Source organism: Pinirhizobacter sp., from assembly GCF_036499745.1.
Classification (GTDB): Bacteria; Pseudomonadota; Gammaproteobacteria; order Xanthomonadales; family Rhodanobacteraceae; genus Pinirhizobacter.
This window is the reverse complement of sequence record NZ_DASYDG010000003.1, coordinates 17,975-32,982: the sequence shown is the minus strand read 5'-3', so window position 1 is coordinate 32,982 and position 15,008 is coordinate 17,975. Positions and strand designations below refer to the sequence as shown.

14 protein-coding genes are annotated in these 15,008 nt (G+C 64.0%); 9 read left to right on the top strand and 5 right to left on the bottom strand.

Annotation, left to right across the window (positions count from 1 at the left end; translation table 11 throughout):
* Positions 1-25: 25 nt before the first annotated feature.
* On the top strand, positions 26-2,767 hold the full coding sequence (gene acnA / locus VGM61_RS00805; RefSeq protein ID WP_331520791.1) for an aconitate hydratase AcnA: 2,742 nt from the start codon (positions 26-28) through the stop codon (positions 2,765-2,767).
* Between the two features lie 40 nt (positions 2,768-2,807).
* On the opposite strand, the gene VGM61_RS00800 is transcribed toward acnA, so the two are convergent.
* Positions 2,808-3,152: a hypothetical protein gene (locus VGM61_RS00800; protein ID WP_331520790.1), complete on the bottom strand. Its 345-nt coding sequence runs from the start codon at positions 3,150-3,152 to the stop codon at positions 2,808-2,810.
* Between the two features lie 330 nt (positions 3,153-3,482).
* On the opposite strand from VGM61_RS00800, the gene VGM61_RS00795 reads away from it, so the two are divergent.
* Both VGM61_RS00795 and VGM61_RS00790 read left to right on the top strand, forming a co-directional pair.
* Positions 3,483-4,349 (top strand): serine protease, encoded by an 867-nt coding sequence (locus VGM61_RS00795; RefSeq protein ID WP_331520789.1) that lies wholly within the window; start codon positions 3,483-3,485, stop codon positions 4,347-4,349.
* Between the two features lie 133 nt (positions 4,350-4,482).
* Positions 4,483-6,168, top strand: coding sequence for a long-chain-fatty-acid--CoA ligase (locus tag VGM61_RS00790; protein WP_331520788.1), 1,686 nt, complete (start codon positions 4,483-4,485; stop codon positions 6,166-6,168).
* Between the two features lie 43 nt (positions 6,169-6,211).
* On the opposite strand, the gene VGM61_RS00785 is transcribed toward VGM61_RS00790, so the two are convergent.
* Complete coding sequence (locus VGM61_RS00785; protein ID WP_250624393.1) at positions 6,212-6,520, bottom strand: PilZ domain-containing protein; 309 nt, start codon at positions 6,518-6,520, stop codon at positions 6,212-6,214.
* 120 nt (positions 6,521-6,640) lie between these two features.
* Positions 6,641-7,825, bottom strand: a complete 1,185-nt coding sequence (locus tag VGM61_RS00780) for a DNA polymerase IV (RefSeq protein WP_331520787.1) — start codon at positions 7,823-7,825, stop codon at positions 6,641-6,643.
* A 396-nt stretch (positions 7,826-8,221) separates the two neighbouring features.
* Here VGM61_RS00780 and VGM61_RS00775 point away from each other — a divergent pair, with 396 nt between their 5' ends.
* Genes VGM61_RS00775 through VGM61_RS00765 form a run of 3 tightly spaced genes read left to right on the top strand, consistent with a single transcriptional unit; the run spans position 8,222 to position 11,506 of the window.
* Positions 8,222-9,094, top strand: a complete 873-nt coding sequence (locus VGM61_RS00775) for a ScpA family protein (RefSeq protein ID WP_331520850.1) — start codon at positions 8,222-8,224, stop codon at positions 9,092-9,094.
* A 31-nt stretch (positions 9,095-9,125) separates the two neighbouring features.
* The gene (gene scpB, locus VGM61_RS00770; protein WP_331520786.1) at positions 9,126-9,953 is read left to right on the top strand and encodes an SMC-Scp complex subunit ScpB; all 828 of its coding nucleotides are present in this window, start codon (positions 9,126-9,128) and stop codon (positions 9,951-9,953) included.
* Positions 9,950-11,506: a pseudouridine synthase gene (locus VGM61_RS00765; RefSeq protein ID WP_331520785.1), complete on the top strand. Its 1,557-nt coding sequence runs from the start codon at positions 9,950-9,952 to the stop codon at positions 11,504-11,506. The genes scpB and VGM61_RS00765 overlap by 4 nt, the downstream gene beginning before the upstream one ends.
* Positions 11,507-11,518: 12 nt before the next feature.
* On the opposite strand, the gene VGM61_RS00760 is transcribed toward VGM61_RS00765, so the two are convergent.
* On the bottom strand, positions 11,519-11,848 hold the full coding sequence (locus tag VGM61_RS00760) for a hypothetical protein (RefSeq protein WP_331520784.1): 330 nt from the start codon (positions 11,846-11,848) through the stop codon (positions 11,519-11,521).
* A 147-nt stretch (positions 11,849-11,995) separates the two neighbouring features.
* Here VGM61_RS00760 and VGM61_RS00755 point away from each other — a divergent pair, with 147 nt between their 5' ends.
* On the top strand, positions 11,996-13,408 hold the full coding sequence (locus tag VGM61_RS00755) for an MFS transporter (protein WP_331520783.1): 1,413 nt from the start codon (positions 11,996-11,998) through the stop codon (positions 13,406-13,408).
* Between the two features lie 11 nt (positions 13,409-13,419).
* On the opposite strand, the gene VGM61_RS00750 is transcribed toward VGM61_RS00755, so the two are convergent.
* Positions 13,420-13,569, bottom strand: a complete 150-nt coding sequence (locus VGM61_RS00750) for a DUF3309 family protein (RefSeq protein WP_331520782.1) — start codon at positions 13,567-13,569, stop codon at positions 13,420-13,422.
* 286 nt (positions 13,570-13,855) lie between these two features.
* Here VGM61_RS00750 and VGM61_RS00745 point away from each other — a divergent pair, with 286 nt between their 5' ends.
* Positions 13,856-14,770 carry a LysR family transcriptional regulator gene (locus VGM61_RS00745; RefSeq protein WP_331520781.1) on the top strand — a complete coding sequence of 305 codons (915 nt, stop codon included), beginning with the start codon at positions 13,856-13,858 and terminating at the stop codon, positions 14,768-14,770.
* A 60-nt stretch (positions 14,771-14,830) separates the two neighbouring features.
* Positions 14,831-14,956: a type B 50S ribosomal protein L36 gene (gene ykgO / locus VGM61_RS00740; protein WP_250622716.1), complete on the top strand. Its 126-nt coding sequence runs from the start codon at positions 14,831-14,833 to the stop codon at positions 14,954-14,956.
* The last annotated feature ends 52 nt before the right edge of the window (positions 14,957-15,008 follow it).

Below are 15,008 nucleotides of genomic sequence, written 5' to 3'. Positions count from 1 at the left end.
GCCAGCATCAAGCCAGGAGCAAGCAATGAAAGACTCGTTCTCCGTCCGGGACAGCATCGAAGTCAACGGCAAGCGTCACGCCATCGCCAGCCTCACGAAGCTCGGGGAGCGATTCGATCTGAAGCGCCTGCCCTACTCCATGAAGATCCTGCTGGAGAACCTCCTGCGCGCCGAAGACGGGGTGAACGTCACCTCGAAGGAAATCGAAGCGGTCGCCCGGTGGGACGCCAAGGCCGAGCCCGACACCGAGATCTCCTTCATGCCCGCGCGCGTGGTGCTGCAGGACTTCACCGGCGTGCCCTGCGTGGTGGACCTTGCCGCCATGCGTGATGCCGTAGTGAAGCTCGGCGGCGATGCTACCCAGATCAATCCGCTCGCGCCGGCGGAACTGGTGATCGACCATTCGGTACAGGTTGATGCCTTCGGCACGTCCAGTTCGCTCGATACCAACGTCGAGATCGAGTTCGAGCGCAACCAGGAGCGCTACAGCTTCCTGCGCTGGGGCCAGAAGGCCTTCAACAACTTCAAGGTGGTGCCGCCCCGCACCGGTATCGTCCACCAGGTGAACCTGGAGAACCTCGCCCGCGTGGTGTTCACGGCGGATGTGGACGGCGAAAGCTGGGCCTACCCCGACACCGTATTCGGCACCGATTCGCACACCACGATGATCAACGGCATCGGCGTGCTCGGCTGGGGCGTGGGTGGCATCGAGGCGGAGGCCGCGATGCTGGGCCAGCCCTCCTCCATGCTGATCCCGCAGGTGATCGGCTTCAAGCTCACCGGCAAGCTTGCCGAAGGCGTTACCGCCACCGACCTCGTGCTTACCGTTACCCAGATGCTGCGCAAGCTCGGCGTGGTGGGCAAGTTCGTGGAATTCTTCGGCGACGGCCTGGCCGCCCTGCCGCTGGCCGACCGCGCCACCATCGCCAACATGGCCCCCGAATACGGCGCCACCTGCGGCATCTTCCCGGTCGACCAGGAGTCGCTGAACTACCTGCGCCTGTCCGGCCGCGACGAGCACCAGATCACGCTGGTGGAAACCTATGCCAGGGCGCAGGGGCTGTGGCACGACGCCAACACCCCGCATGCGGAATTCACCAACACGCTGGAACTGAACCTGGCCGACGTCCGCCCCTCGATGGCCGGTCCCAAGCGCCCGCAGGACCGCGTGCTGCTCGAAGGCGTGCAGCAGAGCTTCCTCGATGCCGTCGGCCCGCTCACCGCCAACCGCAAGCCGAAGAGCGAATCCACCGAGCGCTTTGCCAATGAAGGCGGCGCCGCCGCCATCGGCAACGAAGCGAACAACCTGGGCAACGGTGGCGTCACGATCGCCAAAGATGGCAAGAGCTTCAAGCTCGACGATGGCGCGGTGGTGATTGCCGCGATCACCTCCTGCACCAACACGTCCAACCCCGCCGTGATGATCGGCGCCGGCATCCTGGCCAAGAAGGCCGCCGCGCGCGGCCTCACCGCCAAGCCCTGGGTCAAGCCCTCGCTGGGCCCAGGTTCGCTGGTGGTTACTGATTACCTGAAGAAGACCAACCTGCTTTCTGAGCTTGAGAAGGTCGGCTTCTATGTGGTCGGCTATGGCTGCACGACCTGCATCGGCAACTCAGGCCCCTTGCCTGTGGAAATCAGCAAGGGCATTGCCGACGGCGACCTCGCCGTGGCGTCGGTGTTGTCGGGCAACCGCAACTTCGAAGGCCGCGTGCATCCGGAAGTGAAGATGAACTACCTGGCCTCGCCGCCGCTGGTGGTGGCCTATGCCCTGGCCGGCACCCTGGACATCGACCTCACCAAAGAGCCGATCGCCAACGGCAGCGACGGCAAGCCGGTGTACCTCAAGGACATCTGGCCGTCGAACCAGGAGATCTCCGACGCCATCGCCGGCTCCATCAACGCTGAGATGTTCAACGCCAACTACGCCGACGTATTCAAGGGCGACAGCCGCTGGAACCAGATCGCATCCCCGGATGGCGCGCTGTATAAGTGGGACGATTCCACCTACATCAAGAACCCGCCCTACTTCGACGGCATGAGCAAAGATGCCGGTGAAATCGAGGACATCCACGGTGCCAGCGCCCTGGGCATCTTCGGCGACTCCATCACCACCGACCACATTTCCCCGGCAGGCTCGATCAAGAAGGACTCCCCCGCCGGCGCCTTCCTGATCTCCCGTGGTGTGCAGCCGAAGGATTTCAACTCCTACGGTTCGCGGCGTGGCAACGACGACGTCATGGTGCGCGGCACCTTCGCCAACATCCGTATCAAGAACCTCATGCTCGACGGCGTGGAAGGTGGCTACACTCGCCACGTGCCTAGCGGCGAAACCATGCCGATCTACGACGCGGCCATGAAGTACAAGGCAGCCGGCACGCCGCTGGTGGTGCTCGGCGGCAAGGAATACGGTACCGGCTCCTCGCGTGACTGGGCCGCCAAGGGCACCTTGCTGCTGGGTGTCAAGGCGGTGATCACTGAGAGCTTCGAGCGCATCCACCGCTCGAACCTCGTCGGCATGGGCGTGCTGCCCTGCCAGTTCATGGACGGTGAAAACGCGCAGACCCTGGGCCTTACCGGCGACGAAACCTTCGACATCACCGGCCTTGATCGTGGCAAGAGCACCCGCGCCACGGTCACCGCCACCTCGAAGGACGGCAAGAAGAAGCAATTCACGGTGAAAGTGCTGCTGCTGACGCCGAAGGAACGCGAGTTCTTCCGCCACGGTGGCATCCTGCAATACGTACTGCGCCAGCTGGCCAAGCGCTAAAGACAAAGAGCCCCGCGAAAGCGGGGCTTCTTTTAGTGCACTAGCGTGACCAGGTGGCCGAATAGCACAACCACCGGGAGCCTTCACGGCGCCAGGCGGTTTCCACGTGGTATATCCCGCCTTCGTCGGGGATCAGGCCGGTGCTGCTGGTCAAAGAAACAGTGAACGTGGCCACCAGTCGCTCACCGCGCCTGTCCACGCCCACCGGCCCCATGGTGACGCCGACATGCGCACCGCGCAGCGCGGCCAGATGAACCATGCCTTCCAGGCGCCGGCGATCGAGTTCACCGCCGTTACCGTCGAAGTCATCGGTAAGGGCTGACACGGTATCGCCCGCCTTACCGGCCTCCGCGGCCACCTGCGTGGCGGCGATGGCCTGGCGCACCTGATCCTCGTCGCCAGTATGGTGGCAAGAGGCCACCAAGGCGAAGAAGGCCAATACAAGGAATTGCTTGTCGAGCCTGCCCAAAAGCAGCCGACGACATCCGACACGAGCGACACTTCGATTTACGTTCCTCTTCGCAGACAGCCGAGATTTCAGCATACGCACTCCCAATGTAAGAGGCACCGTGTACACACGCGATCGATATCCATTGTAGGCGCCATGAGAGATTTGCGCGGCGAGCTCCTACGCGCACGCCCAGACGGCACCTATCCAATTGCTGTCTGCAAAGAGGCAACCTTTCTCCGGCGTTTAACTAAGGAGTAAGTTCGCATGGGCATTCGCTCACCCTTCAAAGCACTTTTACACTACCGCAGTCTGTTGATTGGAGTCTTTTCCCTAGGTTGTATAGGGTCAGTTGCAGCACTGCCACCATCGGCAAACACCATCGAGCCACGGATCATCGGCGGAAAAGATGTCCCCGATGGCAAATATCCGTTTCTCGTCGGCGTGGGCTACCCTGATGACGATGACATATTCGCCGGCTGCGGCGGGACACTGGTTACACCGAGCATAGTCATGACTGCCGCGCACTGCGTCGGCCTGAGTACCCCGGCCGACGAACGTCTCGTGGTCGTCGGACGTACCGTCATCACCGACACGCAGACGGGAAAACTCCACAGGGTTGCCCGCATCGTCCGGCATCCACGTTTTAACGGAGGCGAGTCGCCACGTTATGACATAGGCTTTATTGAGTTGGCCGAGCCCGTGGCTGATGCTGCGCTGGTCACGCTGCCACCCAAAGGCCAGCCTTCCGATCAGCGTACAGGCGAGCTTACGACAGTTGCTGGGTGGGGCAGGACCAATCATCCGGACATAATTTTGGATCGCCTCCAGGAGGCTTCTGTAGAACTTCTTCCCCCGTCCAGGTGCTCCGGCTATGGCGTTATGTATGATCCGTCGCTGATGCTCTGTGCGGGCAGCCCTGGCAAAGACAGTTGTACTGGCGACAGTGGCGGCCCACTCTTTTCCGTAGCTGCGGATGGGAAAATAGAACAGCTGGGCATCGTTTCCTATGGGTGGGGCTGTGCCGATCCTGACTATCCCGGTTTATATACGTGGCTAGGATCCGCTGATATCTGGGATACGCTGGCCGAGTCCCCCGACGGGCAGTACATCAAGGCCATGCTGGACCGCTGAAACATCAGACGCCACGGCAGCGGTCATTCCTCATTGCAGTGCGGCTTGCCGCTATACGCGGGCGTATGCTCCAATGCCTTGCACTACGACGGCACCTTGCCGCGCGTGCATCCAACGGAGAGCTGGACTGAGCATGAGTAACGACCGCCCGTGGCTGGACAACTATCCCCCCGGCGTGCCGGCCGACATCGACATCACGCAGTACCGCTCTATCGTCGACGTGCTCGAGGAATCCTTCGAGAAATACCGTGATCGCCCGGCCTTCACCAGCTTCGGCAAAACCGTTTCCTATGGCGAGATCGACGAACTGAGCAACCAGTTCGCAGGGTATCTCTCAGGCGAACTGAAGCTGGTCAAGGGCGATCGCATCGCGATCATGCTGCTCAATGTCATCCAGTACCCGGTGGCGCTGTTCGCGGCGCTTCGCCTGGGCCTGGTGGTGGTCAATACCAACCCGCTATACACCCCGCGCGAGCTCGAACACCAGTTGAAAGATTCCGGCGCCAAGGCGCTGATCGTGCTGGACAACTTCGCCGCGACCGTGCAGGAAGCGCTCAAGCACGTGCCGGTACCGCACGTGATCACCACCGGTATCGGTGATCTGCTCGGGGTCAAGGGCGCCGTCATCAACTTCGTGATCAAGCACGTGAAGAAGATGGTGCCTGAATTCCGGATCGATGGCGCCGTGCGCTTCGGCGATGCGCTCTCGCGGGGCGGACGCCACGAGACGACCTCGCCGGATGTCTCGCGCGATGATGTTGCCTTCCTGCAATACACCGGCGGCACCACGGGCGTGGCCAAGGGTGCGATGCTCACCCACGGCAACATGGTGGCGAACATGCTTCAGGCCGGTGCCTGGTTTGGCGCGCAGATCCGCCCGGGCCAGGAAATCATCATCACCGCGCTGCCGCTGTACCACATCTTCGCGCTCACCTGTAATTGCTTCATCTTCCTGCGCTTCGGCGGCCAGAGCATCCTGATCACCAATCCGCGCGACATGCCAGGGTTCGTCAAGGACCTCTCCAAAGTGCGCTTCACCGCCATCACCGGCGTCAACACGCTCTTCAACGGCCTTGTGCACACCGAAGGTTTCGACAAGCTCGACTTCTCAAGCCTGCGCATGAGTTTCGGTGGTGGCATGGCCGTGCAGCGCGCGGTGGCGGAGAAGTGGCAGGCCATAACCGGGTGCCCGCTGATCGAGGGCTACGGCATGACCGAAAGCTCACCGGTGGCCACCATCAACCCGATGATCGAAGGCGCCAGTTTCTCAGGCTCGATCGGCATGCCGATACCCTCCACCGAGATCAGCATCCAGGACGACGACGGCAAGCATCAGACGACCGGCGATATCGGAGAGATCTGCATTCGCGGCCCGCAGGTGATGAAGGGCTACTGGAACCAGCCCGGCGAGACAGCCAAGGTCATCAGCAGCGATGGCTGGCTACGTACCGGCGACATCGGCCGCATCGACGAAAAAGGCCTGGTGTATATCGTCGATCGCAAGAAGGACATGATCCTGGTCTCCGGCTTCAACGTCTACCCGAACGAGATCGAGGACATTGTAGTCCGCTGCCCCGGGGTACTCGAGTGCGCAGCCGTAGGTGTTCCGGACGAGCATTCCGGTGAAGTGGTCAAGCTTTTTGTGGTGAGGAAAGATCCCTCCCTCACCGAGGAAACCATCAAGGCCTGGTGCCGGGAAAACCTCACCGGCTACAAGCGTCCGAAGCTGATTGAGTTCCGCGACAGCCTGCCCAAGTCCAACGTGGGCAAGATCCTCCGTCGCGAGTTGCGCGACGAAGAAAAGAAAAAAACCGCCTGAAGCAACCCACCCCGGCGCCATTGGCATCGCGGGTGGGAGCCGGCTAGTCGTCCGACCAGGTCTCAAGCGTATCGGCGTAGCCGCCCAGCAGGTTCCACAACGGTTCTTGCTTGTCGTCGGGAATATGCGTGTAGGCCATGCCCACCTGCCGCGCCGACACGCGCGTGACCTGCGCTTCCATGTGGATGTGCAGGTCGCTTCCGAAGATCATGTCCAGCACCCACGTCTCGCCCACGTCGCCACGCCAGCCGAGCGGGCGACGAAGCAGCGCCCCGGTGGCGGAAATATCGACCAGTTCCGTCGGGTGCGCCTCGGCGCCCCGGCTCATCAGCACGGCTGTCTCGACCTTCATGCGCGCGTGGCGCAGTCGAAGCTTGTCGCCGTTTTCGTCCTTGTTGCTCAATGCTGCTGTCTCCACGTCGGCCGCGCCTTGCGTACGTAAGGTCTTGCCGGGTGTCCTGCCGTGCGTGCCCTAATCGCGTGTCTTCAACACGCCGGCGCGTACCAGGCTCCCCGCCCCGAATTTCTCGTTGATCCGGTCCTGGATCCCATCCGCCTGCGGCGAGCTTGCCGCCGGCTGGAACAGATCATTCTGCGCCCGTTCGCCAAATCCGGAAAGTCCGACACCCAATAAGCGCAGCCGTGGACGCGGCTGCTGGGCCCACCACGTGTGCAGCAAGCGGCGTGCCAACTGGTGGATGTCCTGGGTAGCGTTACCCGCACCCACCAGCTGCGCCTGGCGGGTGTAGGTGGTGAAGGGCGGCTCGCGCAGTTTCACCGTCACCGTGCGTCCTTTCATCTGCCGGCCGCGTGCGCGCCGTGCGACCTTCTCGCTCATCCGCAGCAACCATGCATCGGCCATGGCGAGGTCGGTGATATCCACGTCGAAGGTGTTCTCCGCACTGATGGATTGCTCGGCTACCTCGCGGCACACGGGCCGTTCGTCCTCACCCCGCGCAAGCGCCTGAAGGCCTTCGACCTGGCGCCCCAGGGCGCGCTGCAGACGGCCGGGGTCGCATCGCGCCAGCTCGCCGATGGTACGGATGCCGATACGGTGAAGTTGCTCCTCCGCCACCTTGCCCACGGTCCACAGGCGTCCCACCGGCAAGGGATCGAGCGTGGCCCGAACCTCTTCGGGCCGGACGCGCAAAAAACCGTCAGGTTTTGACAATTCACTGGCAACCTTGGCCACCAGCTTGTTGGCCGCCATGCCAACAGACGCATTCAGGCCTGTACTTTGGCGAATGCGAAGCTTGATCTGCCGGCCGATGGCTTCAATCGAGGCAAAAAGTTTCAGGCTGCCGGTCACGTCCAGGAAGGCTTCGTCAAGCGACAGGCCCTCGATGTCGTCGGTGAACTCGCCAAAAACCGCGAATACCTGGGCCGAAATCTCCGCATAGCGGTCGTGCCGGGGAAAAATGAATACCGCCTCGGGGCAAAGGCGGTGGGCCCGGGAGGTTGGCATCGCCGAGCGCACACCGTATTTTCGCGCCTCGTAGTTGCAGGTGGAAACCACCCCGCGGCCCCCTAAGCCGCCCACGATCACCGGCTTTCCCGCAAGCGCGGGGTCGTCGAGCTCCTCCACGGAGGCATAGAAGGCGTCCATGTCCACGTGGATGATTGCGCGCTCAGTGACCATGGCGGCTATTGTGCCCATCTGGCCAGCCACTGTCGGCTCTGGACTTGGCAGCTTGCAGGCGCTACCCTAAAGCCCATCGGGTAGTGACGTGGATGCGCAAGGCGGTAGCCGGCGCGGTTTACCGTGTGTCTTCCACTTGGCTCCTGCAAGCTGATCGAAACCCCCGTTTCGTTATCCAGCTACGCCTTTGCCGCATGGGCTCATGACGCGAAGGTGCGATACGGTCGGCGATCGGCCCAGAGCAGACAGAATAGGCCCCATGGCCCCTTTCGTCGCACGCGGTCCGACGACGACGACACGTAGCCCGTCCGGCGAACATCCCGGATGCGTCGCGGCAACGCCGCACGTGACACCTTGTCCTGCCGCCACGGCGGCGTCTTTCGAGTTCAGATGAGCATCGATCCAGCTCAGCCCATGGCGAGCCAGCCAACCAGCGATCCGTTCGCGCACCAGCCGCAGCAGCAGGAAATGCCGCTGGCGGTGGTGCGTGGCCAGGCCGTGCTGCAAATGCCCCAGGATCTGTACATCCCGCCCGACGCGCTGGAAGTGATCCTGGAGGCCTTCGAGGGCCCGCTCGACCTCCTGCTGTACCTGATCCGCCGGCAGAACCTCGATGTGCTCGACGTTCCTATCGCCGAGATCACCCGCCAGTACATGGACTACATCGACATGATGCGCGATGTCATGCGACTGGAACTGGCGGCCGAATACCTGCTGATGGCGGCCATCCTGGCTGAGATCAAATCCCGGCTGCTGCTGCCCCGGCCGCCGGCCGAGGAAGGCGTCGAGGAAGACCCGCGCGCCGAGCTCGTCCGCCGTCTGCAGGAATACGAACGCTTCAAGAAGGCCGCGGCCGACCTCGACGAGCTACCCCGGCTCGAGCGCGACACCGTGGTGGTGCACGCGGAAGTCGGCGAGAGGGTGGTGGTGAAGATGCCGCCGCCGCTGGACCTGCGCGAACTTCTGCTGGCCCTGCGTGATGTCCTGCAGCGGGCCGACCTCTTCACCCACCATGCCATCGCCCGCGAACCTTTGAGCGTCCGCCAGCGCATGGGCGATCTTCTCAATGCCCTCGGCGATGGCATCTTCCACCGCTTCGAGACCATGTTCGATCCCACCGAGGGCCGCCTGGGCGTGGTCGTCACCTTCCTGGCCATGCTGGAACTGGCCAAGGAATTGCTGGTAGAGATCGTCCAGGAAGAACCCCTCGGCGCCATCTACGTCAAGACCAAGGTCGGCGACGACGCCGCCATCGAATTGCCCGAAGAGGACCAGGCGAGCGCCTGACGGCGACGTCCCCTGCACATTCCAGGAAACCATGGAACAAGAACAGCTCAAACCGATCCTCGAGGCCGCCCTGCTGGCAAGTTCGCAGCCGATGACGGTGCAGCAGCTCGACGGCCTGTTCGTCGAGGAAGACAACATCGGCCACGAGGATCTCTCCCGTGCGCTGGAGTCGCTCCGCGCCGACTGCGAGGGCCGCGGCATCGAACTGGTGGAAGTGGCCTCCGGCTTCCGCTACCAGGTCCGCCAGCGCGAACATGCCTTCATCTCGCGCCTGTGGACGGAGAAACCCAGCCGGTATTCGCGCGCCCTGCTCGAAACACTTTCGCTGATCGCCTACCGTCAGCCGATCACCCGTCCGGAGATCGAACAGATCCGCGGCGTGGTGGTATCGAGCAACATCATCAAGACACTGGAAGAACGCGAATGGATCCGCGTGGTGGGTTACCGGGACGTTCCGGGCAAACCTGCCCTGTTCGGGACCACGCGCATCTTCCTGGACTACTTCAACCTGAAGTCACTCGACGCCCTGCCGCCGCTGTCCGAAATCCGCGACATGGAGGATCTCAATCCCCAGATGCGCCTGGATGGGGATGAACGGGCCCTTCCCGCCCTGGGCGCGGGAGCGGACGTCGACGCACAGGACACCGATAACCAGGCAGTGGCTGACGCCGCTGCCCACTCCGGCGATCTGGCCTTTGCGCCCGATGCCGACAACCAGGAGCCGGCCGACGCGCCGGCCTCCGACACCGACGAGCCGGCCGATGACATCGCCTCGGCTTCCCCTACTGCCGACGAGGCAGAACCCGCGGATGTCGACGATGACGCCGCAACGCAAGACACCGAGGAGTACCGCGCATGAATGCGCCGCAGCGATCCGTGCTATCCCTGAAACGTGACGTCAAGCCCGAAGTGGCTGGACTGGAAGAACGCCTGCACAAAGTGCTGGCCAATGCGGGCCTGGGCTCGCGCCGGATGCTCGAACAGCGCATCCAGGCTGGCGAGATCGAGGTCAACGGCGCCGCCGCCGGCATCGGTTCGTCGGTCCACGCCGGCGACAGGGTGGTGATCGACGGCAAGCAGTTCGTCGTGTCCACCGACTCGCGCAACGATGCCGAAGTGATCGTCTACCACAAGCCCGAGGGCGTGGTGACCACCCGCGAAGATCCCGATGGCCGTCCCACCGTCTTTGAACAGCTGCCGCGCCTGAAGAACGCGCGCTGGGTGGCCGTGGGCCGCCTGGACATCAACACCACCGGCCTGCTGCTGCTCACCACCGACGGGGAGCTCGCCAATGCGCTGATGCACCCGAAGAGCGGCCTTGAGCGCGAATACCTTTGCCGCGTGCATGGCGAGGTACCCGACGAAACCATCGAGCGATTGAAATCGGGTGTGGAGCTGGACGACGGCCCTGCCCGCTTCGACGACATCGGCGTGATCAGCCGCGGCGGCAGCCACAGCTGGTTCCGCGTGGTGATCCGCGAAGGCCGCAACCGCGAGGTACGCCGCCTGTGGGATTCGCAGGGTTTCCTGGTCAGCCGCCTGAAGCGCATCCGCTACGGCAGCGTGGAACTGCCGCGCGCGCTGCGCCGTGGCGACACCGAAAACCTCGGCGAGGATGCGGTCAAGGAACTGCGCACCCGCGCAGGCCTCGGTGACCCGGCTCCCGTGCTCACGCTCAGCCCCGTGCTTCATCAGCGCCGCGCCCCGCGTAACGTTACTGAGTACAAGCCCGAAGGCCGTGGTGCCAGCAGTGCCTGGAACAGCGCCAAGGATGAAGCACGCGAGCTCTCCGCCTACGATCGCATCCGCGACGAACCCTTCCGCCCAGGTCCGGGCGGCAAGCGCCGCAAGACCGGCGCACCGGGCGCAGGCGGTCCCCGTCCGGGCCGCGAAGTGAACGGCAACGTCGATCGTCCTGCGCGCCCGCAGGGCCAGCGTCGTGGACGCGTCGCACCGGGCCAGGAACTGCCATCACCGCGCACCTGGTTTGCCGGTGACGCCCGCGGTAACGCCGCTGGCGGTCCCGCCGGTGGTGGTGCCCGTCCGGGTGGCCCGCGTAGCAACCAGCGTCGAGGCCCGAATCCTGGTCAGGGCGGCCAGGGCGGTGCCCCGCGTTATGCGGACAACCGCGGTAACGTGGCCCCCGGGTACGGCGGCAACGACAATCGCGGCAATACCAATGGTCCGCGTCCGGGCAATCGCGGCCCGCGTCCGGGTGGCCCCGGCGGTCCAGCGTCCGCCAGCCGCGGTCCGGGTGGCCAAAGCCGTGGTCCCGGTGGCGGTCAAAACCGCGGACCGGGTGGAAATCGCGGGCCAGGCGGCGGAAATCGCGGCCCGCGTCCCGGCGGTGGTGGTGGTGGCGGTAACCGCGGTGGTGGCAGCAGCGGCGGTAACCGCGGCGGCAACTACTAAGCTTGACTGCAGTTATTGTCCGCTGGACGCGGACGCGGATGGGGATGTGGTGACCGGCGCCGTGGGCGTCGGCGCCTGACCCACGGGACGGCCGCCGACATCAAGTTTGTGGCCCTGCGCGTCCAACGCGTGATCGTTGGCATATTCAACACGATGGGTGACGCCGGGCGCGTCGTCGGCTGCGGGCGCCACGGCTCTCGACGAAACGGCCGGTGTGGCCTTGCCGTGGTGCTTGGCCGCCGCCTGGTCCATGGCGCGGATCAATCCTGGTGGATCCGACAGGACGGGTGTTGCGATAACGGCAAGCGCCATCATCGTTGCGAACTTGACGAAGACTCCCATGCACGTGCCCTCTTGCGTCCCGGTGTGTCGCCCCGCCTGGATGCAAGCATCGCATGGCGCGCGCCCTGGCGTGCGTGAATCCTTGCGGCACTCGACACCCCGGAAGTCACAGCGCACCATAGGCAGGTCACGCACCGACCCTGCGCATTGTCCCCGACCCCGCACTTTCGAACACTCGCCCTGATCATTGCCAGCGCGCTCTTCATGGAGCAGCTCGACGGCACGATCCTGGCCACCGCGTTGCCGTCGATGGCCCAGACTTTCGGCGTGTCGCCGCTGACGATGAGCATCGCGCTTACGTCCTACATGTTGAGCCTGGCAGTGTTCATCCCGGCCAGCGGGACCGTGGCCGACCGTTACGGTGCCCGGCGCGTCTTCTGCGCGGCCATCGCCGTATTCACCTTCGGCTCGATCCTTTGCGCCCAGGCCAGCACCTTGCCTTTCCTGGTGGGCGCGCGGCTGATCCAGGGCATGGGCGGCGCCATGATGGTACCGGTGGGAAGGCTCGTGCTGCTTCGCGCGGTGAGCAAGCAGGACCTCGTCTCGGCGATGTCATGGCTTCTGGTGCCGGCGATGATCGGCCCGGTACTGGGGCCTCCACTGGGTGGACTGATCGTGCAGGTGCTTTCGTGGCGGTGGATCTTCTACGTCAACCTGCCGATCGGGCTGCTCGGCTTCGTGCTGGCCGCGCGGCTGGTACCGGACGTACGCGGCGAAGTGCGCCACCGCTTCGACATGCTGGGTTTCTTCCTCTCAGGCCTGGGCCTTTCGTGTCTGGTGTTCGGGCTGGAACTGGCTTCGCGTGGTATCGGCGGGCTCACGGTGTCCCTGGGCTTGCTCGGCGGTGGCGCGTTAACCCTGGTGGCGTACGTCGTCCACGCCCGCCGCATCGAGCATCCGATCCTCGACATTGCCCTGCTACGTTTCGACACCTTCCGGCTGTCGGTGATCGCAGGCTCGCTCACGCGCATCAGCGCCGGTGCATTGCCGTTCCTGTTGCCACTGATGATGCAGCTGGGTTTTGGCATGTCGGCCGCGCGCAGCGGACTGGTGACTTTCGTATCCGCCGCCGGGGCGGTGCTGATGAAGTCCACCGCCAAGCCTTTCCTGCGCCACTTCGGCTTCCGCAACGTCCTGGTGTGGAACGGGGTCCTGAGCACGTTGATGATTGCCTTGTGCGCGGCGTTCCGGCCCGGCTGGTCGCTGACGGCGATCTACCTGGTACTCGGCGTGGGCGGATTCTTCCAGTCGCTGCAGTTCACCGCGTACAACACCATTGCCTACGCGGAGCTACCCAGCCAGGCACTGAGTGCCGCCACCAGTTTCTACACCACGTTCCAGCAGCTGATGTTGTCGCTGGGCATCTGCGTAGCGGCCGGCGTCCTGCACGCAAGCGTGCATTTTCACGGCCGCGACCACACCACCCCGGGGGACTTCTCCGTCGCCTTCCTTGTCATCACAGCCGTGTCGATCCTTGCCGCTCCGGTCAGTGCACGATTTGCGCCCAATGCGGGCATCGAGATGAGCGGGCATCGCTCCCGCCCACCCCGCGCCAGCTAAAGGACAACGGCTTAGATCATGCCCAACAACAACAGGATCACCAGGATCACCACGATCAGTCCCAGTCCGCCGGTCGGGTAGTAACCCCAGCCACGGCTGTAGGGCCAGGCCGGGGCTGCGAATACGGCCAACAAGACGATCAGCACGATCAACCAGAGCATGGATTCTCTCCCGCACGAATGTGCCTCAAGCATGCCGTGCCGATATGTGTGGCAAGCGTGGCCCGCGGGTGATGGCGATCTTCAGAAAGAAGTTCGCCCCGCAAGCGGCGCTACGACATGGGCTTCGGGGGGGAGGAGAGCCAGATGTCGCTAAAAACAGCGCCGCTGCGGAGCGAAAGCCCGCCGACCCAGGGGGAGGGGTTGGTGGCGGGACAGACGCATTATGGGCTTACGGTTTGATAAGCACCAATATATATTGTGATTGGTACTTATTCGGTAATCGACTATGTTCGACCTGCGCCAACTCCGCTATTTCGTCGCCGTAGCCGAGACCCTGAGCTTCACCCGCGCCGCCCAGGCCCTGCACATGTCCCAGCCCCCGCTGTCCCAGCAGATCCAGGCGCTGGAGGCCGGGCTTGACGTGCGCCTGTTCGATCGCACCCGCCGCCGCGTGGCACTGACCGAACCCGGGCGGCTATTTCTGATCGAAGCCAGGAAACTGCTGGCACAGGCCGAATCGGCACGCCGGGTAGTGACCGATGCCGCGGCCGGTTTCGCCGGACAACTGCGCCTGGCCTATGCCATATCGGTATCCTTCCACCCCGCCCTGCCCGAGGCCCTGCTGCGATTCGGCCAGGACGCCCCCCGGGTCCGGCTGGCCCTGCGCGAGATGTACACCACCGAGCAATACGACGCCCTGGCCAATGGCGACATCGACGTCGGGTTCCTCCGCGGCGCCCCGCGTACGGCCCTGCAGGCAAAGGCCTTCCGCCTGGATGTGATCGACCAGGAACGCCTGGTGGTGGCCCTGCCCGCCGCGCACCCACTGGCTGGCAAGGCATCGCTGCGGATGCGCCAGTTGGCCGACGAAACCTTCCTGGCCCAGCCCCGGGAACTGGCCGTCACCCTATACGATCGCCTGATGCACCTGTGCACCAAGGCCGGGTTCCAGCCGGAAGTGCGGCAGATCAGCCAGCAGGTAAGCTCCCTGCTGTCCCTGGTGGCCGCTGGCCTGGGACTGGCCCTGGTCCCGGCCTCTTTGTGCGCCGTGCGGCTGTCCGGAGTCAGTTTCGTCCCCGTAGACGACACCGATGCGTGGCTATTACTGGCAGTGGCCAGCAGGGCCGACGACCCTTCACCGGCCCTGGATGCCTTCCTGCGCACGGTTGCCGCATCGAAACAATCACTTGGCTTGCCGTGAGGTCAAAACGTGGCTATAATTCCGGTTTTCCATCGTCCATAAGTTTCCCAGGAGCTTGCCGTGAAGGTGCTGTCATCCCTGAAGTCCGCCAAGCTGCGGCACCGTGACTGCAAGGTCGTTCGTCGTCGCGGCAAAACGTTCGTAATCTGCAAGAGCAACCCGCGTTTCAAGGCTCGCCAGCGCTGATCCACCGGCTGCGGTGAACGAAAAGGAGACCGCCTCGGCGGTCTTTTTTTTG

Coding starts and splice junctions, on each gene's coding strand:
- acnA (WP_331520791.1), top strand. CDS start 26: ATGAAAGACTCGTTCTCCGTCCGGGACAGCATCGAAGTCAACGGCAAG.
- VGM61_RS00795 (WP_331520789.1), top strand. CDS start 3,483: ATGGGCATTCGCTCACCCTTCAAAGCACTTTTACACTACCGCAGTCTG.
- VGM61_RS00790 (WP_331520788.1), top strand. CDS start 4,483: ATGAGTAACGACCGCCCGTGGCTGGACAACTATCCCCCCGGCGTGCCG.
- VGM61_RS00785 (WP_250624393.1), bottom strand. CDS start 6,520: ATGAAGGTCGAGACAGCCGTGCTGATGAGCCGGGGCGCCGAGGCGCAC.
- VGM61_RS00780 (WP_331520787.1), bottom strand. CDS start 7,825: ATGGGCACAATAGCCGCCATGGTCACTGAGCGCGCAATCATCCACGTG.
- VGM61_RS00775 (WP_331520850.1), top strand. CDS start 8,222: ATGGCGAGCCAGCCAACCAGCGATCCGTTCGCGCACCAGCCGCAGCAG.
- scpB (WP_331520786.1), top strand. CDS start 9,126: ATGGAACAAGAACAGCTCAAACCGATCCTCGAGGCCGCCCTGCTGGCA.
- VGM61_RS00765 (WP_331520785.1), top strand. CDS start 9,950: ATGAATGCGCCGCAGCGATCCGTGCTATCCCTGAAACGTGACGTCAAG.
- VGM61_RS00760 (WP_331520784.1), bottom strand. CDS start 11,848: ATGGGAGTCTTCGTCAAGTTCGCAACGATGATGGCGCTTGCCGTTATC.
- VGM61_RS00750 (WP_331520782.1), bottom strand. CDS start 13,569: ATGCTCTGGTTGATCGTGCTGATCGTCTTGTTGGCCGTATTCGCAGCC.
- VGM61_RS00745 (WP_331520781.1), top strand. CDS start 13,856: ATGTTCGACCTGCGCCAACTCCGCTATTTCGTCGCCGTAGCCGAGACC.